General features: G+C 43.2%; 23 protein-coding genes and 1 riboswitch. Of the genes, 9 read left to right on the top strand and 14 right to left on the bottom strand.

Going from position 1 to position 24644, the window contains the following annotated elements; all coding sequences use genetic code 11:
• Positions 1-367 precede the first annotated feature (367 nt).
• Positions 368-1135, top strand: a complete 768-nt coding sequence (locus AC4CU2_RS00870; protein WP_279687111.1) for a hypothetical protein — start codon at positions 368-370, stop codon at positions 1133-1135.
• Positions 1136-1194: 59 nt separating this feature from the next.
• On the opposite strand, the gene AC4CU2_RS00865 is transcribed toward AC4CU2_RS00870, so the two are convergent.
• On the bottom strand, positions 1195-1845 hold the full coding sequence (locus AC4CU2_RS00865) for a response regulator (protein WP_004691689.1): 651 nt from the start codon (positions 1843-1845) through the stop codon (positions 1195-1197).
• A 377-nt stretch (positions 1846-2222) separates the two neighbouring features.
• Between AC4CU2_RS00865 and msuE the strand changes: the two genes are divergently transcribed.
• The 5 genes from msuE to AC4CU2_RS00840 all read left to right on the top strand — a co-directional run bounded on the left by msuE (position 2223) and on the right by AC4CU2_RS00840 (position 6130).
• The gene (gene msuE, locus AC4CU2_RS00860) at positions 2223-2951 is read left to right on the top strand and encodes an FMN reductase (protein ID WP_004978229.1); all 729 of its coding nucleotides are present in this window, start codon (positions 2223-2225) and stop codon (positions 2949-2951) included.
• Positions 2952-2979: 28 nt separating this feature from the next.
• Positions 2980-4086, top strand: coding sequence for a dimethylsulfone monooxygenase SfnG (sfnG, locus tag AC4CU2_RS00855; protein WP_419282966.1), 1107 nt, complete (start codon positions 2980-2982; stop codon positions 4084-4086).
• A 127-nt stretch (positions 4087-4213) separates the two neighbouring features.
• Positions 4214-4624, top strand: a complete 411-nt coding sequence (locus AC4CU2_RS00850) for a DoxX-like family protein (protein ID WP_419282969.1) — start codon at positions 4214-4216, stop codon at positions 4622-4624.
• A complete protein-coding gene (locus AC4CU2_RS00845) occupies positions 4621-5454 on the top strand; it encodes an SDR family NAD(P)-dependent oxidoreductase (RefSeq protein ID WP_419282971.1) in 834 nt (277 codons plus the stop codon). The genes AC4CU2_RS00850 and AC4CU2_RS00845 overlap by 4 nt, the downstream gene beginning before the upstream one ends.
• 61 nt (positions 5455-5515) lie before the next feature.
• Complete coding sequence (locus tag AC4CU2_RS00840) at positions 5516-6130, top strand: riboflavin synthase subunit alpha (RefSeq protein WP_291390577.1); 615 nt, start codon at positions 5516-5518, stop codon at positions 6128-6130.
• A gap of 119 nt (positions 6131-6249) precedes the next feature.
• Here the strand turns inward: AC4CU2_RS00840 and acs are convergent, their stop codons facing one another.
• Positions 6250-8193: an acetate--CoA ligase gene (gene acs, locus AC4CU2_RS00835; RefSeq protein WP_058951548.1), complete on the bottom strand. Its 1944-nt coding sequence runs from the start codon at positions 8191-8193 to the stop codon at positions 6250-6252.
• Positions 8194-8647: 454 nt separating this feature from the next.
• Here acs and AC4CU2_RS00830 point away from each other — a divergent pair, with 454 nt between their 5' ends.
• On the top strand, positions 8648-9619 hold the full coding sequence (locus AC4CU2_RS00830; protein ID WP_004691703.1) for a mechanosensitive ion channel family protein: 972 nt from the start codon (positions 8648-8650) through the stop codon (positions 9617-9619).
• Here AC4CU2_RS00830 and AC4CU2_RS00825 read toward each other — a convergent pair.
• From AC4CU2_RS00825 to prfB, 5 genes are all read right to left on the bottom strand, one after another.
• Positions 9605-10315, bottom strand: coding sequence for a 16S rRNA (uracil(1498)-N(3))-methyltransferase (locus AC4CU2_RS00825; RefSeq protein WP_419282976.1), 711 nt, complete (start codon positions 10313-10315; stop codon positions 9605-9607). The two genes, AC4CU2_RS00830 and AC4CU2_RS00825, sit on opposite strands and share 15 nt — an antisense overlap.
• A gap of 213 nt (positions 10316-10528) precedes the next feature.
• On the bottom strand, positions 10529-11809 hold the full coding sequence (locus tag AC4CU2_RS00820) for a 3-deoxy-D-manno-octulosonic acid transferase (RefSeq protein ID WP_419282978.1): 1281 nt from the start codon (positions 11807-11809) through the stop codon (positions 10529-10531).
• A gap of 99 nt (positions 11810-11908) precedes the next feature.
• Positions 11909-12988 carry an alkene reductase gene (locus AC4CU2_RS00815; RefSeq protein WP_419282981.1) on the bottom strand — a complete coding sequence of 360 codons (1080 nt, stop codon included), beginning with the start codon at positions 12986-12988 and terminating at the stop codon, positions 11909-11911.
• Positions 12989-13003: 15 nt separating this feature from the next.
• Positions 13004-13303: an ArsR/SmtB family transcription factor gene (locus tag AC4CU2_RS00810; protein WP_004978252.1), complete on the bottom strand. Its 300-nt coding sequence runs from the start codon at positions 13301-13303 to the stop codon at positions 13004-13006.
• A gap of 140 nt (positions 13304-13443) precedes the next feature.
• Positions 13444-14539, bottom strand: a protein-coding gene (prfB, locus tag AC4CU2_RS00805; RefSeq protein ID WP_100222790.1) for a peptide chain release factor 2 whose coding sequence is annotated in 2 segments (ribosomal slippage) — positions 13444-14466 and positions 14468-14539 — 1095 coding nt in all. Because the reading frame shifts where the segments join, the coding sequence is not laid out codon by codon here.
• A gap of 484 nt (positions 14540-15023) precedes the next feature.
• On the opposite strand from prfB, the gene AC4CU2_RS00800 reads away from it, so the two are divergent.
• Both AC4CU2_RS00800 and AC4CU2_RS00795 read left to right on the top strand, forming a co-directional pair.
• On the top strand, positions 15024-15806 hold the full coding sequence (locus AC4CU2_RS00800; RefSeq protein ID WP_130235401.1) for a putative porin: 783 nt from the start codon (positions 15024-15026) through the stop codon (positions 15804-15806).
• A gap of 167 nt (positions 15807-15973) precedes the next feature.
• Positions 15974-16810, top strand: coding sequence for a putative porin (locus tag AC4CU2_RS00795; RefSeq protein WP_159151704.1), 837 nt, complete (start codon positions 15974-15976; stop codon positions 16808-16810).
• 45 nt (positions 16811-16855) lie between these two features.
• On the opposite strand, the gene recJ is transcribed toward AC4CU2_RS00795, so the two are convergent.
• From recJ to AC4CU2_RS00760, 7 genes are all read right to left on the bottom strand, one after another.
• Positions 16856-18562 carry a single-stranded-DNA-specific exonuclease RecJ gene (gene recJ, locus AC4CU2_RS00790; RefSeq protein WP_395475008.1) on the bottom strand — a complete coding sequence of 569 codons (1707 nt, stop codon included), beginning with the start codon at positions 18560-18562 and terminating at the stop codon, positions 16856-16858.
• Complete coding sequence (gene pdxH, locus AC4CU2_RS00785) at positions 18563-19219, bottom strand: pyridoxamine 5'-phosphate oxidase (RefSeq protein ID WP_490768151.1); 657 nt, start codon at positions 19217-19219, stop codon at positions 18563-18565.
• A 13-nt stretch (positions 19220-19232) separates the two neighbouring features.
• On the bottom strand, positions 19233-20564 hold the full coding sequence (gene glmM, locus AC4CU2_RS00780; protein ID WP_395475006.1) for a phosphoglucosamine mutase: 1332 nt from the start codon (positions 20562-20564) through the stop codon (positions 19233-19235).
• Positions 20565-20686: 122 nt separating this feature from the next.
• A complete protein-coding gene (gene guaB / locus AC4CU2_RS00775; protein WP_004691717.1) occupies positions 20687-22153 on the bottom strand; it encodes an IMP dehydrogenase in 1467 nt (488 codons plus the stop codon).
• A gap of 224 nt (positions 22154-22377) precedes the next feature.
• A complete protein-coding gene (locus AC4CU2_RS00770; protein WP_004691718.1) occupies positions 22378-22743 on the bottom strand; it encodes a YkgJ family cysteine cluster protein in 366 nt (121 codons plus the stop codon).
• Positions 22744-22837: 94 nt separating this feature from the next.
• Positions 22838-23635 carry an oxygen-binding di-iron domain-containing protein gene (locus tag AC4CU2_RS00765; protein ID WP_004691719.1) on the bottom strand — a complete coding sequence of 266 codons (798 nt, stop codon included), beginning with the start codon at positions 23633-23635 and terminating at the stop codon, positions 22838-22840.
• Between the two features lie 182 nt (positions 23636-23817).
• Positions 23818-24393 (bottom strand): TMEM165/GDT1 family protein, encoded by a 576-nt coding sequence (locus tag AC4CU2_RS00760; RefSeq protein ID WP_201952863.1) that lies wholly within the window; start codon positions 24391-24393, stop codon positions 23818-23820.
• Between the two features lie 75 nt (positions 24394-24468).
• A riboswitch (yybP-ykoY riboswitch) is annotated at positions 24469-24619 on the bottom strand.
• Positions 24620-24644: the final 25 nt, after the last annotated feature.

The raw sequence follows: 24644 nt of genomic DNA, 5'->3' as shown, positions 1-24644 counted from the left end.
GACTTGGGTTTTTGTCTTTTTTAGGCCCTGTATATACGCAAACTGACTAAAGTTTTAAAGGTTTCGACCAAAGTGCTCATTTCCAGCTCTTTGAAGCCCCACAGTATTGGCTAAAAATTACACATCCATTTTTACTATGGCAAAATACACCACTTACATTAGTGAACACTTGTATACTTAGTTACAATTTTTCAAGTATTTGTTTTATTTAAACTAAATATACACAAAAACACAAACTACGACTTTAGTCGTATTCATCTCCACAGGGGATTGGCAGATAACTAGGACTAAGAAAAGATCAGTTTTTCTACCTATATACCCCTTCCTTCGCTGAAGAAACTGATCATCCTTCTCTTGGAGTTTTATGATGAACATTTCTAAAGCAATGCCACATGGCTCAGATCAGTCACAACAATTTTTGCGCCAGTATAGTGCCAATGCCTTTTTACCCAGTATTGACTGGGTCGAACTCTTTAAACAAAGTAGACTCAACGAGACTCATGTTCAGGCCTTAGATACGTTGTATCACACCGCTATTCCCCTCGCATTACAAGTGTTTGAACAACTCGACTTTGATGTGTTTCGCCCCGCGGCTTACCAACCGCAAGGTTTAGGTCTCTTTGAAAAACTTCAACAACAAGAAGACCCGTTCTTGCTGGCATTGGAAGCCGAATCCAGCGGACTCAGTGAAGATGTGCGCCATCAAATTTGGAGCATGCTCCTTCGCGGCGGTGCAGTTTTGGTGTTTAAAGCATGGCTCGGTAAAGTCAAAACCGATCAGGATCAACTCAACACCACCCAGTTTGACCATTTGTCGGATCTGCTCTTTATTAAAACACCACCGCAAGTCTTGGCGGATCGCTTAAGTATTGATGCCCAAGGAACACAAGACCATATTTTCCTCATGTATGACAACGAAATCTACTTAGACCGTTTCAACAGCTTGGAAACGGCGGCTTTATTTGTCGATCTTGGCGTGTATGATGCGGCCTTTTTAAGTCTGCGCGATGACCGCGTTGCTGCTTATTTGAAACAACAGGGCTATGTCTCTGAAGAGCAAATTGATGACTTGCAATGTGCTTTAAATCCTTTATTTTGTACCGATGTCACCAGCAAACAAAACTGCTTGGCTTAAACTCAAAACCGAAAAAAAGCGCTGATGATTCAGCGCTTTTTTTAATTCAATAGATCAGCTTACATTCGTTTTTCTTCAATATTTAAAGCATTGATCGCGAGGACCGCTTGAGTTCGGTTTTGTACCCCGAGCTTACGGAAAATCGCAGTCACGTGCGCTTTAATCGTCGCTTCTGAAACATCAAGTTCATAAGCAATCTGCTTATTCAGCAAACCTTCTGCCACCATCATCAAAACACGGAACTGCTGCGGTGTTAAGGATTGGATGCGCTCAGCCAGTGCAGTTTCATCGGCAGCACGTGGGTCAAAGTTCATGTTAGCGGGTAAATTTGGCGGCAACCAAATTTCACCATCTAAGACTTCGCGAATTGCTTCGCCAATATGACTTGGATGTGCCGACTTTGGAATATACCCCATCGCACCATGCGCAATTGAACGCTGAATGATTGACGTCTCTTCATGTGCTGAAACGACAATAATCGGTAATGATGGATACTGGGCACGAACGTGTACCAATGCAGAAAAACCTGAAGCACCTGGTAAGTTTAAGTCCAATAGCACCAAATCAGGTTCAGGACCTTTTTCAAGGCGTTCATAAAACTCGTTTACTGCGGCTGTTTCATGAATTTGAGCTTGCGGTAAGCTATAACGAACAGCTTGGATTAACGCATGGCGAAACAGCGGATGGTCATCAACGATTAATATATTCATAAGCAACGAGAGATTTCGAGTGCACTAGTCTTGACTATTCTAACCATACAAGTGCCGATAAGGATATGCAAAGTCTAACTTTTTTTCACTTTATCACGCTTTAGGCAGGAAAATAGCCTCAATTCCAAGTCGATCTTGAAATATAAATAACTAATCACATTTTGATATAAAATTTATCAGCACATCGAAAAAGGTTATGTATTTTAAATATATATAAAAAATACAAACATTTAATAAAAATTTTAGCAGCCTTTTTCAAGTTCAACAGATATATCTTAAAATCAGATAACTTAACGCTATTTCTTTATTTTACAGACCAAATGCAGATATTAGATAAATAAGCCCATTCCGAGATACAACACTTTAGGGCTGTCCTTATGTCTACTTTACTGCAAAAACCACTCAATATTGTCGCTGTGTCAGGTGGTTTAAATACCCCGTCTAAAACTGAGGCATTAGTACAAGAAATATTAAATGAACTGGGCAATGCAACCCCAATCAATGTACATTTCATTAAATTCAGCGAAATTGGCCATTTACTCGGTGGCGCGATTTACCGCAACCAACTGCCACAACGTGTGCAAGATGACCTAGCCGCGGTCGAAGCTGCCGATGCTTTGATTGTTGGAACACCAGTTTACCGTGCTTCATTTACTGGTTTGTTTAAACACTTTTTCGACTTTGTTGAACAAACGGCGCTGGTCGATGTACCGGTACTACTTGCAGCCTCAGGCGGCAGTGAACGTCATGCCCTGGTACTGGAGCACCAACTTCGCCCACTATTCAGTTTCTTCCAAGCACAAACTTTACCGATTGGGGTCTATGCCACAGACAAAGACTTTACCCCAGCGTATACCATCCAAAGTGAATTATTACGAGATCGCATCACCCTTGCTGTGGCCCGCGCTTTACCCATCCTAGAATGGGCACCTGCCAAAGGTCAACGTGCAGAAGTGGTTAAAGAAAAGACCCAACTTGCCAATCAGAACTTGGGTATCAACACTCAAATCGAACAAGACGATGTGCTGCCTTCAGCCGCGGTCCCGAATTTAGATGCAGCCGAGTCCCGCTTGCATCAGAAAAAAGCCAAACCACAGGTCGCTTAACGCAGAAAAGCATTGAGAGGGTTTTCACATGTCTCAACAGAATAAAAATATAACGTTTGCTTATTGGGTACCCAATGTCAGCGGTGGCTTAGTGGTAAGTAATATTGAGCAACGCACAGACTGGAGTTATGACTATAACGTTCGTTTAGCGCAGGCTGCGGAAAAAAATGGCTTTGACTATGCTCTAACTCAGATTCGTTTTACTGCGGGTTATAACGCAGAAAACCAACATGAGTCGGTCAGTTTTAGTCACGGTATCTTAGCCAAAACCAGCAAACTCAAAGTTATTGCCGCTATTTTACCTGGCCCGTGGAAACCCGTGCTTGCCGCAAAACAGCTTGCAACCATCGACCACTTAACCCAAGGACGTATTGCGATTAATGTGGTCAGTGGTTGGTTCCGCGGCGAATTTGATGCGATTGGTGAAACATGGCCTGAACATGACCAACGCTATGCCCGCTCGGAAGAGTTTATTCGTGCATTAAAAGGCGTTTGGACCCAAGACAACTATAGTTTCAATGGAAAGTACTACCAGTTCAAAGACTACACCTTGTCACCCAAACCTGTGCAAAAGCCGCATATTGAAATTTTCCAAGGCGGCAGTTCACGCGCTGCACGGGATATGGCTGCACGAGTTTCAGACTGGTATTTTACCAATGGCAATACCCCTGAGGAGCTCAAAAAACAGATTGATGATATTCGTGCAAAAGCCCAACAGAATGGCCATCAGGTCAAAATTGGGGTCAATGCTTTCATCATTGCCCGAGATACAGAGGAAGAAGCGAAAACGGTTCTGCAAGAAATTATTGATAAAGCCAATATTCAAGCGGTTCATGCCTTTGGCGATGCCACCCGTGAAGCGGGTGCTGCAACACTGGAAGGTGAAGGCAACTGGGCCAAATCGAGCTTTGAAGATTTAGTTCAATACAATGATGGCTTTAAAACCAATTTGATTGGTACACCACGCCAAATTGCCGAACGTATTGTAGAATTAAAAGCCGTTGGTGTGGATTTAATCCTTTCAGGTTTTTTACATTTTATCGAAGAGGTTGAATACTTCGGTGCCAAAGTGTTGCCATTGGTTCGTGAGTTGGAAGCTCAGCAGCAATCCGTTGAGACTGCCAAATCTGCTTAGCTCGGTAAGCAGCAGACACGAACTAAAAAATAATAATCATAGGTGACTCTATTCTTCCCTCGAGGCTCGGCTTGAGGGTTTTTTTATTGGTGTATAATCCGAACAAAGTAAAAAATAACCCCTTTATATGAACAACAGCCAACCCTCTAAATTCATTAATCTCTCTTTGGCCTTTTTATGGGGCTATCAAGGTTTAGTTCCTAAAATCCTTTTTATCAATCCCGATGAGATTGCCATTTGGCAAACTTTTGGGCTGTCCTACGCACAAGCTCAACTAGCAGGTCGGGGCTCAGGCATACTTGAGTGTATTTTTGCTTTATTATTTCTGTTGAGCTCTAGTAAATATCTGCATTACCTCAGTATCTTTAGCTTAGTGTTTTTATTCGCACTGGTCGCTTTTCTGATCCCAGACAGTCTCATTCGTGCTTTTAATCCTGTGGTCATGAACCTTGCAATGATCAGTCTATCCGTTTGTTATTGCATGCTTCACAGCCAAAAAGCGACGTCCTTTAATTCACAAAGTAAAGGCTCAATATGAATTCAAAATCAGGTTGCATCGTCATTACAGGCAGTTCTAAAGGTATCGGCTTGGGTTTAGCTCAAGCCTTCTTGGAACAACAACAAGCTGTCGTGATTTCTGGGCGAAACAGCACAGATTTGCACAGCGCCCTGCAACAGCTACGGCATCGCTTTCCCGCTGCGCTGATTCATGCTGTCACTTGTGATGTCACGCAAATCCATGAAGTACAAACGCTTTGGGATGAAGCCATTCAACAATTTGGTGCTGTTCAGATTTGGATTAATAATGCAGGCAGTTGTACAGCGACACTAGACTTTAAAGATCTCACAGCAGCAGACATACAAACTGTAGTTCAAACCAATATTCTAGGCAGTATGTTCGGCTCACAAGTGGCCTTAAATGGCATGCTAGCACAAGGCTATGGTCAAATTTTCAATATGGAAGGTTGGGGTACTCGAGGCGAATGGAGTGCAGGCATGACCGCCTATGCCACCACCAAACGTGCCGTAGGTTACTTTAGTCTAGCCCTGTTTAAAGAAACCAAACAGACCCACATTCAAGTCGGCACACTCAGCCCTGGAATGGTGGCAACCGACCTACTGGTATCCTCTTGGCAAAATGGCAATATTCAGCACTGGAACAAAATGAAACGGCTTTTTTTGTTTATTATCGATCCTCCCGAAGTGGTCTGCCGCTATTTGGCCCAACGTATTTTAGAGAATAAACGTCGCCATACTCGAATCGTATGGATGACGCCCTTACGGCTGTTGCTCCGATTTTTGCGGCCCTATTATTGGCGTCGAAATCCCATTAAAGATACAGCTTTAGCGCATCTCAACTCAAAATAATGCCACATCGAGTGATAGATCATTTACATTAAACATAACCCCCGAATTAGGAAGACTTCTGATGTACACAGGTATTGTACAAGGCTTAGAGAAAATTCTAGATGTCCGTCAAGGCGACGGTTTTAGCACCCTTGTGGTTTCAAATACACACAACTTTTTTCACGATGTCTTCATCGGTGCAAGTGTAGCTATCAATGGCACCTGCTTAACTGCAACGCACATCGATCTGACCGCCAATCAAGTCCATTTTGATGTCTCAGATTTGACTCGACGTCTGACCACTTTAGGCACTTTACAGGCAGGTGATGAGGTGAATATCGAACGTTCAGCCAAAGTTGGGATGGAAAATGGGGGACACAACTTATATGGACATATCGAAGGAACAGCCACGGTACAGCAGCTGAGCCGTCACGGCGAGACTCTACATGTGGATCTCCACATACCCGAGGGTAATATCAAATACTTTTTCTTAAAAGGTTTTATTGGTCTGAATGGTTGTAGCCTCACCGTCAACCGTGTTGATCGTAACAGCCATGAAATTTCAGTTGATTTGATTCCTGAAACCTTGCGTTTAACGACATGGGCATCGGTACAAGTCGGTGATGCGGTCAATTATGAAATTGATCAGATGACACGGACGATGGTGGATACCTTAGAAAGCATCCATCAGCGTTAGAACTATTTAATTTCTAAACGTCTCGTACTTACAAATTTGTATACAGCAACCCGACGTATTCCATCAATATGTCAAAATAAAAATACCGTCTGCTTAAGACGGTATTTTTTAGGTTGATTTTATCCGTTTGGATATACTTCTTTAATCAACACTTCGACCACTTGCGGTTCAGCCAGCGTCGATGTATCGCCCAAACTATCTAACTCGTTCGCCGCAATTTTTCTTAAAATACGGCGCATAATTTTGCCTGAACGTGTTTTAGGTAAAGATGGTGCCCAATGTAAGGCATCTGGTGTTGCCACAGGACCTAACACCTTTCTTACCCACTGAATCAGCTCTGCACGGAGTTCTTCCGTTTGCGCTGTGCCTGCTTGTAAAGTGACAAAAGAACAAATTCCCTGTCCTTTGATTTCATGTGGCATTCCTACTACGGCAGCCTCAGCAACCGCCTCATGTGCCACCAAAGCACTTTCCACTTCAGCCGTGCCTAAGCGGTGCCCTGACACATTCAGTACATCATCCACCCGACCTGTGATCCAGTAATAACCATCTTTATCACGGCGTGCACCATCGCCCGTGAAATACGTTCCCGGATAAGTTGCAAAATACGCTTCGATAAACCGCTCAGGATCCCCCCAAATGGTTCGCATTTGTCCCGGCCATGAATCCTTAATCACCAGATTGCCTTCAGCCTCTCCTTCCAACTCATTGCCTTCAGCATCGACCAAAGCGGGTTGAATCCCAAATAAAGGACGCGTTGCAGATCCGGGTTTAAGTGGTGTCGCACCCGGAAGTGGAGAAATCAAAATCCCGCCTGTTTCGGTTTGCCACCAAGTATCCACCACTGGGCAACGGCTTTCTCCCACCACCGTGTAGTACCAATTCCATGCTTCAGGGTTGATCGGCTCTCCGACGGAACCAATTAAACGCAAACTGCTACGATCACTCTCACGGACAAAGGCATCCCCTTCACGCATCATGGCGCGGATCGCTGTCGGGGCAGTGTATAAAATCGTCACATTGTGTTTGTCGACAATATGTCCTGTACGTGCCCAACTTGGATACTGTGGAATCCCCTCAAACATCACTGTTGTGGTCCCATTCGACAAGGGGCCATACAGCACATAAGAATGTCCGGTAATCCAGCCTACATCGGCGGTACACCAAAACACATCATCTTGTTTTAAGTCAAACACTTCACGGAAGGTACTATTCACATAAGTTAAATAGCCCCCTGTGGTATGCAGCACCCCTTTGGGCTTACCGGTTGAACCTGAGGTATATAAAATAAATAGGGGATCTTCTGCATTCATCGCTTCAGGTGGACAAATCTCGTTGACGGTCATGATTTCCATGTGATACCACAAATCACGCCCTTCTTTCAGCGTGATTGGATTGCCTGTACGGTGCACCACAATCACATTTTGTACCGAGTCTGTCCCAGGTAGATTCAATGCTGCGTCTACATTTTCTTTCAGCGGAATCGGTTTACCCCCGCGCATTCCAGAGTCTGCGGTAATCACAATTTTAGCTTGACTGTCATCAATTCGGCTTGCCAATGAATCAGGCGAGAAACCACCAAACACCACACAATGCACGGCACCGATTCGGGCACAGGCCAACATCGAAATGGCCGCTTCTGAAATCATTGGCATATACAGCACCACACGATCACCCTTCACCACGCCATGCTTTTTCAAAACATTGGCAAAACGACACACTTCGTCATACAGTTCAGCAAAGGAAATGATTTTATGGCGCGACGGATGGTCACCTTCCCAAATAATGGCAGGTTTATACGGATGCTCTTTTAAATGTCGATCAAGACAGTTGGCGCTTAAGTTCAGTTGACCATCTGCAAACCATTCAATTTTAAAATTGTCTTTATCATAACTGGTGTTTTTAACTTGGCTAAAAGGCTTGATCCAATCTAGCTTCAACGCTTGTTCAGCCCAATACTCGTCAGGTTGTTCTATCGATTTTTGATAGCGTTCAAAATATTCTTGTTCATTGGTGCGCGCAGTTTTTTCAAATTCAGCAGGTACAGGATAGACTTCTTTCATATCATACTTCCTTATATTCTGACTCTCATCGCGAGAGTTCATGCCACAGTTATTGGTTTATTATTGGACTGCATAACCACAGTATGACGATTGTTTTTTAAACAGATCAACACGGCTTTGGTCGTATATTATTTCTACAATTTAAAACACATTTTATAGTGATCTTTCAATGAGATCCTGTGTTTAATCCGTAACATGAACAACGCCGAACTCCGTAAAGTCGCTCCAGCTAGGCTTTTTAAAGCATATTGTTACACTTCAGTCGGTGTTATTTCATGCATAAGGAGCATGACTCAGTGCCTTCATTCCAAAACTCAAGCATTTAAAAAACAGAGAGATAGATTTTTATCCGTCTATCAATCAACCAGAATGCGATAATTTCATACGCTTTTCTCTATTAAATACACACAATTTTCAGGCAAAATATGCCAAATTTTCAGCGATTGGAGCACCAGTGTCAGAACAAACCCATACCTTGAGCGAGGTTGCTCAAGGTACGTCAGAGATGCTACATGACGCGACAGCGAAAACCACGCAAAGTGTAATTGCACATACGGCAAAATATAATGACGCCTATTCCACCATCGACAAATTTGTCGATAGTTTTTGGGAGCGTATGCCTTATTTTTGTATTGCGCTGATTACCTTCGTCATTTTTTATTTGCTCTCCAAACTGTTTAAGCTTTTTGTTCGTAAAGCACTGTCTGATCGTTCTTATACCAAGCAAAACCTTGTCCTTGTCCTGAACCGTGTCGGCAGTTCAGCCATTGTCTTTATTGGCTTCCTGATTGCCATGGTGATTGCGATTCCGGGTTTCACACCTGGTCAACTGATGAGTGCTTTGGGGATTGGCTCGGTTGCGATTGGTTTTGCATTTAAAGACATCTTCCAAAACCTACTTTCAGGAATCCTGATTTTGCTGGGTGAACCGTTTAAGATTGGCGATGACATTATTGTCTCGGGTATGGAAGGCAACGTTGAAGATATTCAAATTCGTGCCACTTACTTACGTGCGCCAGATGGTCGCCGTATCGTGATTCCGAATGCGACTGTGTATACCAGTGCGGTCACTGTTAACACCGCCTATCCACGTCGTCGCTGCGAGTTCTTGGTCGGTATTGGTTATGAAGATGACATCAAAAAAGCCAAAGATATTATTTTAGGCATTTTAGACCGAGATACGACCATTTTAAGTCAACCAGGTTTTAGCGTGAACGTCGCTGCACTTGCAGATTTTTCGGTGAACCTCAAAGTTCAATGGTGGGTCAACACCACAGAAACCACGGTATCTGGCTCGATCAGTTCGGTACAAGAATATGTGGTTCAGGCCTTTGCTGAGCAAGGAATTTCTATTCCTTACCCAGTCCAAGAAGTTCGCGTCGCAAAAAATGACAGCTACCCGACAGAAACTTCAACCGCTAAATAAGCGTCCTAAAACATAAGGGATCACGGTTTCAGTCCGAATAATACGGTTGCCTAAGCTCACCGCTTGGCAGCCATTTTTTACAAGTAATTCAACTTCGTAAGGGATAAATCCTCCTTCCGGCCCAATCACAACCGTACAGGGATGCTGAATCGCAAAAGGCATTTTGGCATCGCTATAGGGATGTGCCACATAGGCAGGACAGTCGGCTGAAATCAGGCTTGGCAATTGATCTTCAACAAAAGGCTTAAAGCGTTTATAAATTTCAAGTTTCGGTGCAACCGTATCGCCTGCCTGCTCTAGCCCCAAAGTCACATATTGGTCCAACTGTTGTAAGAACGGGGTTTGCCAATAACTTTTATCGACCCGATAGCTGTGCAGCAAAATGATTTTTTCAACCCCTAAAGTCACCGCATCCATAATCAAACGACGCAGAACTTTAGGGCGTGGCATCGCGACAATTAAAGTCACTGGTAGTTTGGCTGGTACAGGTTCTTCATATAAGGGTTTTATGCGTACAGCTGTTTCGGAAACCTCAACCACTTGCGTAAGATGACGCTTTCCGTTTTGTATCCCGACTTTTAAAGTATCACCGGCTTTCAGCTCTAAATGACGATGCAAATGTTCAAGCTGGCGCTTGGCACTAATGGACCAGAGTTCAGATTCAGTTTGGCGCGGATCTAAGAGAACGATATTCATAATAAATAGAAAAAATCCAAACAGTGGAGGCCTCATCAGCACATGTCATCGTGAAAGGCAACAAGGATGTCGCCTGCTGTGCTGAGCTACAGGATGTACCTTCAGCACAGCAAAAGATTTTGTTATTTGTCATCTTTGAAAAGTAAGAACCACCTACGCAAAGCCATTCATAAAATCTACAGTATTTGTAGTAATGACAAACTCACTCAAGTTTTATAAATAAGCATCAATCACTTGAATATGCTTTTTCAAAGAGCCCGTATTTAACTGCATAATCTTTTGTGCAGATTCATTCAGTGTGTTGGCCTGCTCAGTATCCTCTAACAGTATCATCAACACCGCAGCAGCTTGTTCAGCATCCTCAACAACTTTCACCGCGTTGGCTTGTACAAATTCATCGACAATGGTTTGGAAATTAAAATAGTTTTTGCCCAAAACCGTCGGCACATGTAACGCAATTGGCTCTAAAATATTATGTCCGCCACCCGGTTCATTTAGTGATCCCCCGACAAAACAAGCATTCGATAAGGCATACCATAACCACATCTCCCCCATCGAATCAGCTAAATAGACTTGGGTTTCCGCCTCTATTCTTTGTCCCGTACTTCTGCGAGTGGTGTTTAAATTTAAACTTTGTGCAACAGCAAAGACCTCATCAAAACGTTCTGGATGACGCGGCACAACAATACACAACAGTTCAGACTGCGCATCCAAATATGGCTTAAGCGCATTTAACAATTTTTGTTCTTCAGGTGCATGGGTACTGGCAATAGTGATGATCTTACGCCCAGTGAGTGACCATTCTTGCTTGAGCTGAGCTGCTTGTTTGACAGCCAATTCTGGTGCATGAATATCAAACTTAATACTCCCCACCACCTGTGTCACCGATGGCGTTGCACCAAGCTGAATAAAGCGCTCTGCAGTTGCCCGATCTTGTGCCAAGAGCTGATCTAGCCCGTGTAACATCGGCTGCGTAAGGCTAGATACTTTGGCATAGCCTTTGGCTGATTTTTCAGAAAGACGGGCATTAATCAAGATACATGGCACCTGACTCTGCCCCGCTTGGGCAATTAAATTCGGCCAGAGTTCAGTTTCAACCAAAGCCAAAAGTTTGGGCTGATACAATGCGAAAAACTGACGAACTAAAGGTTTTTGATCCGCAGGTAAATATACAGCTTGGAACAGATCTAGATACGGTGCTTTTAAAAATAGTGATTTGGCCCGCGCCTGACCCGTTTTGGTGGTATTGGTCACCAAGACTGGATGACCCGCTTTTAAATAATGCTCGATGAGAGGCTGCGCTGCATTGGTTTCACCCACCGACACCACATGGAACCAAATCGCTTGGCGATTTTTAACCGGTTGAAAGGGCCCGAAACGTTCGAGACATTCTTGTTGAAATTGTTCTGTACTCTCTGCACGTTTTTTTATTTTAGACTTATACAGCGGTTTGATCAGCGCAAGTGCTGCGTTATACCAAAAAGGAGTAGCCAAATACGTGCTCCAAAAATTAATGCAAAAATAAAACAGCGCAACTCATATTATCCCATGAATTGCGCTGTTATCTTGTCGCGAATTGAACGGAAAAGCAATTTAAACCGCAGCAGTTTCCATTTCAGCTAAAGTCGGATAGTCCACATAGCCTTCAGCGACACCCGTTCCAATCATATTTTCCAGTTTCAGTTCATTCAGTGGTGCATCTTGCAGTAAACGCTCATACAAGTCTGGATTGGCAATATACGCCTTACCAAAAGACACCGCATCAGCCTTGCCTGATGCCAACAGCTGAATTGCATCTTCACGACTCAGTTGCATATTGGCAATATAAGGCACTCCACCAGAACGCTCTTTCATATATTCAGAAATACTGTCTTCAGCCAGATATTCACGGGTAAAGAAGAAGGCAATCTTGCGTTTGCCCAGCTGCTCCATGGCATAGCCAAATGTTTCACGTGGATTATCATCGCCCATGTCATGGTCATCACAACGCGGCGCAAAATGCACCCCTACACGATCTGCGCCCCATACTTCAATCAGTGCATCAGTGGCTTCTAGCAGGAACCGTGTACGATTTTCCACTGAACCGCCGTATTCATCTTCACGCTGATTGGTTTTGCTTTGCAAGAACTGGTCAATCAGATAACCATTGGCAGCATGTAATTCCACACCATCAAAACCGGCTTCTTTAGCACGAATCGCGGCTTGCTTATATTGCTCGCTAATCGCGTGAATTTCAGAAACCTCCAAAGGACGTGGCAATACATAAGGACGTTTTGGACGTAGTAAGCTGACATGACCCGCCTGTTGTACTGCACTTGCAGAGACTGGTGTTTCACCATTTAACAGATCCGGATGCGATACACGACCAACATGCCAAAGCTGGGCAATAATCAGACCGCCCTTCTCATGAACCGCTTGAGTGACCTTTTTCCAGCCTTCGACCTGAGCATCGGTAAACAATCCTGGAGTATTCAAATAGCCATTGGCTTCTTCAGAAATCACTGTAGCTTCAGAAATGATCAGGCCAGCACTTGCACGTTGCGCATAGTACTCAACCATCATTGGGGTTGGAACGCGATCAGCAGTTGCGCGGTTACGGGTCAGCGGCGCCATGATGACACGGTTTTTGAGCTCTAACGCACCGAGCGTTAAAGGAGAATTTAATTCAGCCATCGTTACTCCCACCTGTTAAAGGTGTTGTTGTAGGTGTTCGATAAATTGCTGAATCAACGCTTCATTGCGAGAAAAATAAGACCATTGTCCATATTTTTCCACTTGAATTAAACCGGCCTGCTGTAAAACGGACAAATGGTTCGACATCGTCGATTGCGATACATTTCCCAACCGTTCGATATGACCTGCACATACGCCGCGTCTAAAGTCACCACATTCGTCACTCGATAAAAATTGTTCCGGTTTTTTTAACCATTCCAAAATTTGGCGACGCGTTGGATTAGCCAAGGCTTTAAAAATTAAATCTATATCCATACTCAAGACACGTTTAATGGGCAACAAAGCGTTGTCAGCTTGTTTTACTTAATATATCGCATTTTTTCGATTTTAATATCGATTTTTTTAGATATATTGTGAAATAACTGATAACCCTTTGCTTTCATTCATCATTTAAATTACAAACCTTGTTTTAAGCTTGCTTCAATAAACTTATCAAGGTCACCATCTAGTACTGCACCTGTGTTGGAGTTTTCAACACCCGTACGTAAGTCTTTAATACGCGAGTCATCCAATACATAAGAACGAATCTGACTGCCCCAACCAATATCCGACTTCGAGTCTTCAAGTGCTTGAGCCGCTTCGTTACGTTTGCTCATTTCCAACTCATACAACTTCGCACGTAATTGTTTCCAAGCATGGTCACGGTTGGCATGCTGTGAACGTTGGTTCTGACACGCCACCACAATCCCTGTTGGCGCGTGGGTTAAACGTACCGCAGAGTCTGTTTTGTTAATGTGCTGACCACCTGCACCCGAAGCACGGTAAGTATCGGTACGCACGTCAGATGGGTTGATATCAATTTCAATGTTGTCATCGACTTCTGGCGAGACAAACACAGCAGAGAATGAGGTATGACGGCGGTTACCCGAGTCAAATGGCGATTTACGCACTAAGCGATGCACACCCGATTCGGTACGCAACCAGCCATAGGCATACTCACCTTCCACACGAATCGTTGCTGACTTAATCCCAGCCACATCGCCGTCTGACTCTTCCATCAATTCAGCTTTAAAACCATGACGTTCAATCCAGCGCATATACATACGCAGTAGCATTGAAGCCCAGTCTTGTGCTTCTGTCCCACCTGAACCGGCTTGAATTTCCACATAACATGGATTTGGGTCCATTGGGTTACTGAACATACGGCGGAATTCAAGCTTCGCTAACTCTTCTTCTGCAGAAGTCAATTCAGCTTGGACATCAGCCAACAGACTTTCATCATCTGCTTCTACTGCCAAATCAAGCATCGCTTGCGCATCTTCAAGCTGCGTTGCCAAACCATCTAACACATTTAAGACGTTTTCAAGTTCGCCTTTTTCTTTGGCCATGGCTTGTGCACGGCTTTGATCATTCCAAATCGCTGGATCTTCTAATTCACGGAGAACCTCTTCTAAACGCTCTTTTTTCAGATCGTAGTCAAAGATACCCCCGTAATGTGAGACCACGGTCGTTTAAGTCTTTTAATTGGTTTAGATACGGATTAATTTCCACGTGAATTACTCTCAATCAATATAAAGCGAAAAATAGCCGCTGATTATATCACAGTCGACGGCTGGGATTATTCATCTCAAATTCGACAAAATCACACCCTTCTTTCTAGAGCTTAAAATTTTTTAGCCTCCCAAAAAGTATTCACTTGATCCAAAATCAAGCTGCATACAAATGCGAACCATCCAAAAAAAAAATACGTCTGAGAAGCTTTCTCAACAGACGAACGGACTAAACATTTTGAGTTAAAATTGGTTAAAATAGCGTCAAAAATTATGAAATCCACATAATCTACACAATTTTAATAAAACAAAACATTATAAATTTATAATTTATTATCAATCATTTAAATTTAAAAAATTACACGATGTAACCTTAGATACAGAGCATTAACTTTCCTTTGGTTGACGCTTTTTTATTTTGCCCTAGACTGAAGTTGTAACAAAAAATTAATGAAATACAGTTCCACTTACGAGGGGTACATACCATGAAAAAATTAGCAATTGCTTCAGCATTACTTTCAGCTCTAGCGATCACAGGTACTGCACATGCATACCAAGCAGAAGTGGGTGCTTCAGCTGGCCTAATTGATCCAGACAACGGTAGTTCAAGCGGCTCTTTTGGCGTAGATGGCACATACTATTTCAACCCAGTTCAAACACGTAATGCGCCACTTGCAGAAGCAGCATTCTTAGACCGTGCAAGTAACGTTAACGCAAAATACCAATACGACGAAGTAGGTGATAATGAACGTCATCGTTATGGCGTCGGTGCTGAAGTCTTTGTCCCTAACTCAGATTTCTATGTGAGTGGTAATGTTGGTCGCGATGATAGGAAATTTGACCGCGGTGGCGATTTTGATGAGACCGTTTATGGCGCTGAAGTGGGTTATTTACCAGCACCAGGTTTATTAATTGCTGCGGGTCTAAAAGGCTATGACAACGATTATGACGATGGCGTAGATCCTACTCTTCGCGCTAAATATGTCACTTCTCTAAGCAATGGTAAAGATATTAACTTAGAAGCAGGCGCAGGTTTTGGTGATTTAGACGAATATAATCTTGCAGCAGATTACTTCATCGATAAAACCTTAAGCCTAGGTGTAGATTACTACAGCAAAGACCGTGACTATGGTGATACTAACGAATTTGGTATCAATGCACGTAAATTCTTTACCCCGCAAGTCAGCCTTGAAGGCCGTGTTGGTTTTGGTGAAGATGGCAACAACGACTACAACAAATTCGGTTTAGCTGCTAAATATCGTTTCTAAAACCAATTAAAAACCTTACATACAAAAAGCCCATTTTCGAATGGGCTTTTTGCCCTCTCATAAAGCATTGTTATAAATAAAGATTGACTCCCTGCTACTTTTTTGTACACTTCGTTACAACTGTCATAGAACAGTCATATTTTTATAACAAAGAGAGAACCTCTAAAATGCTTAAACAACTTGCACTTACTACCGCACTTATTGCGAGCTTCGGGACTGCACATGCTTACCAAGCGGAAATCAATGCAAACTACGAAAATACAAGCTTTGATGGTGACAGTGAAGATCTTGATACTTTTGGCATCAGTGGCAAGTACTACTTAAATGGAGTGAACACTAAAAATTCGCCACTTGCAGAGGCTGCTTTTTTAAGCAAAGCAAGCAACATTGGTCTTGGTTATGCGAACTCAAGTATTGATGAAGACGGCGCCGATTTAGAAATTGACACAGTCGGTTTAAATGGTGAATTTTTTATCCCAAACTCTCAATTTTATGTTTCTGGTAGCCTCAACCGCTCTGAAGTAACGGTTGAAAGTGAATTTGGTAAAGCATCAGATGATAATGTGGGTTATGCATTAGAAGCAGGTTACCTGCCTGTCGATGGGCTACTCATTGCGGCTGGTGTAGCCAAAGAAAATCTTGATCCAATGTATGTTTCAAAAAATGGCTTCATTGATACATTCTCAAATATCTCCGCAGTAGCAGACGATACAGCTGTGACCTTACGCGCTAAATATGTGACTCAAATTGGTAACTATTTTACCAATTTTGAAGGTGCAACATACTTTGGCGATGAAACTGCTTACCGCTTAGGTGCCGATTTATATATCGATCCAACCTTAAGTGTTGGTGTTTCGTTTATGGATACAACATTCGATGACTTTGACACTGTTTGGGCTGTTCGCGCGCAAAAATTCTTTACGCCTGCTATTGCTGTTGGCTTGAACTACACAACAACGGAAGATGCTGATTCATACGGTATCAATGGTACATTCCGCTTCTAATTGAAACAAAAATGTATTAAAAAAACCGCTCTATAGAGCGGTTTTTTAGTGTTGTTCTAAATGCAAAATGCGAAGTTGTACGCTGACATTGCCACGAAATTCATTTTTATCCAGCTCATAGACCAAACGAATTTGATGGTTCATTTCATTGAACTGGTATTTGCCCAACGCATTAAAAGCAATCGCATCTACCACCTGTCCATTGTCTAAAGCAACACGTAATTTTAAATGCACTTCTTTCAGCCAGCGAAAATCTAAAATTTGAAAATTTCCTTCAAAAATAGGCGCTGGAAACTTTTGCCCCCATGGACTAATCTGCTGCAGCAGATCGACCGTTTCAACCTGAATATTCTGTGCAGCTAACTCGCCATCGGTCCATAAAGTCGCCGTAAATAAACGTTCATCCTGAGCTGTCATCAGTGCTTCAAAGGCCTGCTTGAACTCTTCAAAATGGACTTTTTGAATGGTTAAACCCGCTGCCGCAGCATGCCCACCAAAGTGGCTGACCAAATGTGGATATTGCTCAGCAACACACTCAATGGCATCGCGGATATGGATTCCTTCAATCGAACGGGCAGAACCTTTGATGTGTATCCCATCTTCATCTGCAGCAAACACAATACTCGGACGATGAAACTGTTCTTTTAAGCGCCCCGCAACAATGCCAATCACCCCTTGATGCCAATGCGGCTCGAACATAATTAAAGCCGCGGGTAAGACCGTATCATCTAGTTGAATTTGATCCAAGGCTATTAAAGCCTCTTGTTTCATCGTGGTTTCAACCTGACGACGTTCCACATTCAACTGATTCAGTTGTTCTGCCAATGGATAGGCAGAGGCAAAGTCCTGTGCCAATAGACATTCAATCCCGATATCCATGGTTTCCATGCGACCTGCCGCATTAATACGTGGTCCCAGTACAAACCCCAAATCTTGCGCTTTTAAAGTTGCAGCCTCTCGACCTGCAATCTCCAGTAGAGCACTGATACCAGGGCGGCATAAATGCTGTTGAATGCGCTTCAGGCCAACATCGACCAAGATGCGATTGTTATAGTCAAGACTGGCAACATCGGCATAAGTGCCTAAGGCCACCAAATCCAAATACTGACTCATGAGTGCCGAGGACTTATGCAGTTTTTTACGATAGGTCGATAAATTGGCCAAGACATAAAAGGCCACACCCACCCCAGCTAAGGCTTTACTTGGAAAATCACACCCCAACTGGTTCGGATTCACTACCGCTTGGGCACTGGGAGTCGGTTTGGTGGTCAAATGGTGATCGGTAATAATCACCTGCATACCATGATCTTGCGCTTGTTTCACGCCGTCATGACTGGAAATACCATTATCCACAGTAATCAATAAATCAGGTGTAAAGCTGGTAAATGCTAAATCCGCAATCGCAGGCGTTAAGCCATAACCATATTTAAAGCGGTCTGGAACCAGATACTCTACCTGCGCCCCCATTTCTCGCAAAGCCAAGATCATTAAAGCAGTGCTGGTTGCACCATCTGCATCATAATCACCCACAATGACAATTTTGTGTTGCTGATCAATTGCAGCATCTATCAACTGAATCGCTTCATTTAAGCCTTTCAGACTAGGGGCCAGTAAATGCTTGAGCTTTAACTCCAGCTCCTGCGTTGACGCCACCCCACGGCGGGCTAAAATTTCTGCAATAAACGCAGGAATGTCCTGAAATAATTCAGGACAGGTCATGAAGGGTCTTTGCTTAATTTGAATAGATGACATTTACGGCATCAAACGCTTCAGCATCCAAACATCTTGCTGTTTTTCATAACTTAAACGGTCATGTAAACGGTTTGGACGCCCTTGCCAAAACTCATAATAGTCAGGCTCGAGACGGTAGCCACCCCAAAAGACAGGTTTATTCAGTTCTGATTTACCTTCAACTTGGCTTTGCAATTGCTCAAAACGTTGTTGCAATACCTCACGGCTTTCAATCACACCACTTTGTGGTGTACTGATATGTGCTGCAATTTGACTATCTCGTGGACGCTTATGATAGTAGTCCGTCGATTCAGCTTCAGAAATTTTGACTACTTTACCACCAATGCGAATCTGACGTTCCTGCTCTTGCCAATAAAACAGTAACTCTGCATATGGGTTTTCTGCCAAATCATTGCCTTTTTGGCTGTCATAATTGGTAAAAAAAGCATACCCTTCTTCGGTTGCACCACGTAGCAATACCGTTCGCACATGTGGGCGACCCTGCGCACTTGCTGTCGCCAATGACATGGCATAGGGTTCGTGCAGTTGTGCTTCTAAGGCATGATTAAACCAAAGCAAGAACTGAGCATGTGGATGGGTTTCTACTCGATCTTCATGCAGCTCGCCTTTTTGATAACTTAAACGAAGCTCACTGAGATCTTTAATTAAATCACTCATTTTTCACTCCTTATTAAGCTGCATTCACACGTACAGCATCAGCCAATGTATGGGCTAAAGTGCTGACTTCATCGAGATCATCTCCTTCCACCATGACACGAATCACAGGTTCAGTACCTGATTTACGAATCAACAAACGACCACGACCTTTGAGTTGTTGCTCGGCTTTATCAAATTCAGCCACCAAAGCAGGCACCGCATAAGGGTCAAACATCGCCTCTAAACGTACATTCACCAGCACATTTGGTAGAAGCTTAAAGTCAGCAACCAATTCATGCAGCGCTTTCTTCTGCTCGACCATCACGGTAAGGACTTGTAGAGCCGCAATAATGGCATCACCCGTGGTACTTTTATCCAAGGTTAAGATGTGTCCTGATGGCTCACCGCCAATGACCCAGCCTTTTTCTTCTAGACCTTGTAGGACATAACGATCCCCCACTTTAGCACGTAATAGCGCTACACCCGCTTTATCCAATGCCAACTCTAAAGCCATGTTTGACATCAAGGTGCCCACTATTCCAGCAGGCTTTTTAGCACTTTGTGTCGCCAAGATATATAAAATATGGTCGCCATCAATCAGCTTGCCATCTTTATCCACTAAAATAACGCGGTCTGCATCCCCATCAAAGGCGATGCCCAAATCAGCTTCATGCTTCACGACAAGTTGCTGCAAATGCTCAGGATGGGTCGATCCACATTGCTCATTGATATTTACACCGTTAGGCTCATTATGAATGGCAATGACTTTGGCACCGAGCTCACGAAAGACCGATGGACCCACGTTATATGCTGCACCATTAGCACAATCCACCACAATCGTTAAATCGTTCAAGTCTAAATGATATGGAAATGTAGATTTACAAAATTCAATATAGCGGCCATTGGCATCTTTTACACGCACACTTTTACCTAAGTTTGCTGTGTCTTCAATCACTAATTCTTTTTCAAGTTCTTGATTAATTTCTTCTTGAATAGCATCTGGTAGTTTCTTACCTTCACTGGAAAAGAACTTGATCCCATTATCAAAATAAGGATTATGTGATGCTGAAATCACAATGCCCAAACTTGCATGTAAAGCACGAGTCAAATGTGCAATCGCTGGGGTTGGCAATGGGCCTAGTAAATGTACATACACCCCTGCTGCGTTTAAACCCGCTTGTAATGCTGACTCTAAAATATAACCCGATAAACGTGTGTCTTTACCAAGTACCACCAATGGTTTTGATTTTTTACTGTGGCGTTTTAAAACTTTCCCTGCGGCAAAGCCTAATTTAAGGGCAAATTCAGGGGTAATAGGGAGGACGCCAAACTTACCGCGAATACCATCGGTACCAAAATAACTCATGTTCTACTCACTTCTTAATGGTGATCTAAATCATCACTTTTTTACTCACGACACTTTACACCAAAACGAAAAAGCCGTCATAAAAATGACGGCTTTTACATTCAACAATTCGTATAACTTTATTAGCCAACGCGATAGTTCGGTGCTTCTTTGGTAATCGTCACATCATGAACATGCGACTCAGACATACCTGCCGAAGTGATTTTCACAAACTTCGCATTTTGACGAAGATCTTCAATCACAGATGAACCCGTATAGCCCATAGAAGAACGTAAACCGCCCATCATTTGATGCACAATATTGCCCATTGGACCTTTGTATGGCACACGACCTTCGATACCTTCAGGAACAAGTTTTTCAGCGCCTGCTTTAGAGTCTTGGAAATAACGATCCGCAGAACCTGTTGCTCCTGCCATCGCGCCCAATGAACCCATACCACGATACGCTTTATAGTAACGACCTTGGAAGAATTCCACTTCACCTGGCGCTTCTTCAGTCCCGGCAAGGAGTGAACCGACCATAATCGTACTCGCACCCGCGCCAATCGCTTTCGCCATGTCTCCAGAGAAACGAATACCACCATCTGCGATCAATGGAATTTGATCTTTCAATGCATTAGCCACACTGTCAATCGCAGAAATCTGCGGCATACCAATACCTGCCACAATACGAGTGGTACAAATTGAACCTGGGCCGATACCGACTTTAACCGCATCTGCGCCTGCATCAAGGAGTGCCAATGCAGCATCACCAGTTGCAATGTTACCGCCAATCACTTGGACTTGTGGGTAATTCGCTTTCACCCAACGTACACGCTCGATCACACCCGCAGAGTGACCATGTGCCGTATCCACGACAATCGCATCAACACCCGCTTCAACCAAAGCCTCTACACGGCTTGGTGTTTCTACACCTGTGCCGACTGCAGCACCCACGCGTAAGCGACCAAGGTCATCTTTACAGCTGCTTGGATAACTTTCCGCTTTACGGAAGTCGGTAACTGTAATTAAGCCTTTAAGTTCGTTGTGTTCTCCAACGACCAAAACTTTTTCAATCCGATGCTTTTGCAGTAATGCTTGAATATTTTCTTTCGACTCACCTTCACGAACAGTCACAAGGCGGTCTTGGCCGGTCATGATATTGCTTACAGGTTGCTCAAGGTTCGTTTCAAAGCGTGTATCGCGACCTGTCACAATACCGACCACTTTGCCATCTTTCACAACAGGCACACCGCTGATGTTGTTGGCTTGAGTAATCGAGATCAATTCGCGTACTGTGGTTTCAGGTGTCACAGTAATTGGATCTTTCACCATTCCTGCTTCAAATTTTTTCACACGACGGACTTCTGCAGCTTGTGCCGCAATATCCATGTTCTTGTGCAAAATACCAATACCACCGTTTTGCGCCATTGCAATCGCCATACGTGATTCAGTCACCGTATCCATTGCTGCTGAAACAAGGGGGATATTTAAATTAATGCCGCGCGTGAATCGTGTCTTTAATGAGACATCTTTTGGGAGAACAGTAGAATAGGCAGGGAGTAATAGGACATCATCAAAAGTTAACGCGTCTTGAACGATGGTCAACATGGCAGTCTCACTGGTAATTTCCGTGCGCTATTATAAACAAATATGAACTTAAATTTCATTTCAATTGAAAATTTATTTTTTTATCTTAGAAAATAAAGTGATAAAACCTATATTTTATTTGACACCTTCATTTTCACCTTTATTTTTTTATTTCTTGTTTTGAGATGGGTTCAATTGACGTTCTAAAACTCAAAAAAGCAGAGCCTTGACTCTGCTTTTACTGATTAACACACTTGATCAAAACCTTCATCGTTGACGGCAATGCTCGCTTCCAATTGCACAAATGGAATCATATTGTGTGCACGTCGTGCTTTGTTGCATTGATCATCAGCAATTTGAACTTCTTTACATGAAGAGCTACGCTGTTCATACATCCCACAACTGACGTGCTCACCAATGGTGCCTTGCAGTGCGATACAGCGTGGGCTGGCTTGATTGGTTCCAATCATACATGAATACACAGCCGTCACTGGCTCTGTGTAATGTTCAGGCATGGAGATGCCTTCAGCCCAGTAAAATGAGACTCTAAAAAAGGCACAACATGCCCCGCAGCTTAAACAGGCATCTTCCGTTGGAACTTGAGACAACATCCTTTATATTCTCATTTTCAAAAACTTTTTTTGGAAGAAAATATTAAAAAAATTGTGGTTGCCAAACAAGCAAAATTTACGACTATTTTGTCACTTAAGTTGGACAGGTAAAAACACTCTCATCCATCAAGTCTGTACCGCACTCCAAAGTCTCAATCCAGTCTAAAAATTGATGAATCTGCTCTTGCCCAATAAACGGTGTTCCATGCTGCGGTACAATCATTTCGACATCCATGGTGCGGACCATATTGACCCATAAACGAATCACTTTGTTATTGCACATATAGCGCTGATGAAACCCTTTCATTTTAGGAATATGCGCAGCAAAGTTTTCCAAAGGTTTTGAGGCATCATCCACCATCGATGCCCCCATATCGCCTGAAAATAGAATCTTGGCAATCGGGTCATAAAACTGAAAATTACCCACTGAATGTAAAAAATGCGCCGGCACAGCAATAATCGAAGACTGCCCCAAGGTAATCACCTGACCGTGGTCCGGTAGCTCCACTAAACGATCCAGCCAGTTACCTTTCATCCGCTCACTCATAAAGGCAGAGTTCAAGTGGGGTAAAAAGCGTGCCCAAAGTTTAGACGCCACCACTTTCGCTTCGGTATAGACCAACCAACGCGGCATTGAAGTAATAATGTCGGGGTCTTGGTGTGAGGCCATCACAAAATCAAGATTGGTCAAACGCGTATACTTATTCAACTCCATGGTCAACGGCACATAAGTTAAATCACCACCCGGATCTAAGACTGCTGCACGCTCATGATCAATAATTAAAAACTGATTTGCCTGTACACCCTCGCCTTTGACCAAGCTGGTAAAGCTAATACACTTATGTGTGCCATCATCATATAAAACCTGTGACGTTGTGCGGTCAAATGCCATGCCCATCCCCTCAAAATGCTGTTTTTCTTAAAAGACTTTTTAATACCTACAACATATATGGATTTACACAAACTTACAATGCATTTGCGACCAATATCATTTGATATATCAATAAATTGAAGATAATTTTGCAATAAAAAATCCCGATTTTTTAAGTCGGGATTCTTATTTTCTACGGTGAATTAGAAGAAATAATGCTGTACAAGTGTCGCAACACCAATGACCAAGAAAATGGCCGCACCAATTTTATGAATTAAGGCAATTGGCAACTTGGTCGCCAACTTATCGCCAATAAAGACCGCTGGCGCATTGGCCAACATCATCCCTAAAGTCGTACCCAACATCACCCAAACTATACTGTCAAAACGTGCCGCTAAAGCCACTGTCGCAATTTGGGTTTTATCACCAATTTCGGCCAAAAAGAACAACACAAACGTTGCGCCAAATACCCCTAGTTTCTGCCATTTCTTAATGCTGCCTGACTCATCATCCAACTGATCAGGAATCAACATCCAACCTGCCATAGCAATAAAACCAATCGAGAGGATCCAGATCAGCACATCAGGACTTAAAACTGTGGTGATCCATTGGCCTAAAACAGCAGAGACGCCATGGTTAATAATGGTCGCCAGCAAAATAGCCAATAGAATTGGGACGGGTTTACGGAAACGTGCAGCAAGTAACAATGCGAGCAGTTGGGTCTTATCGCCCATTTCAGCTAAAGCCACGATGGCTGTGGAGAGGAGGAATTCATACATGATGTCTTTCTCTGGCTAGCATAACAAATACCAATGACTCACCGCTCCTGCTAGCCAAAAATCTGCAGAGTGGTAAATCAAAGGTCTTGCCAACAAAAGAAAGCTCTTTAGGAAGCTCATTTGGTTCTTTGCTATGATGACCATGCTCGTTTTAGAGCAAATATGTTGATCATCACCTGTTCTCACGAACAGCGGCTACTCCCCAATGAAGTAACACCATGTTAGGCGAAAATACGTTTTTTGGCAATCTC

The organism is Acinetobacter sp. 797_lipA (genome assembly GCF_058243025.1).
The sequence above is the reverse complement of the archived record's forward strand: the minus strand, read 5'-3'. Positions and strand labels throughout refer to the sequence as shown.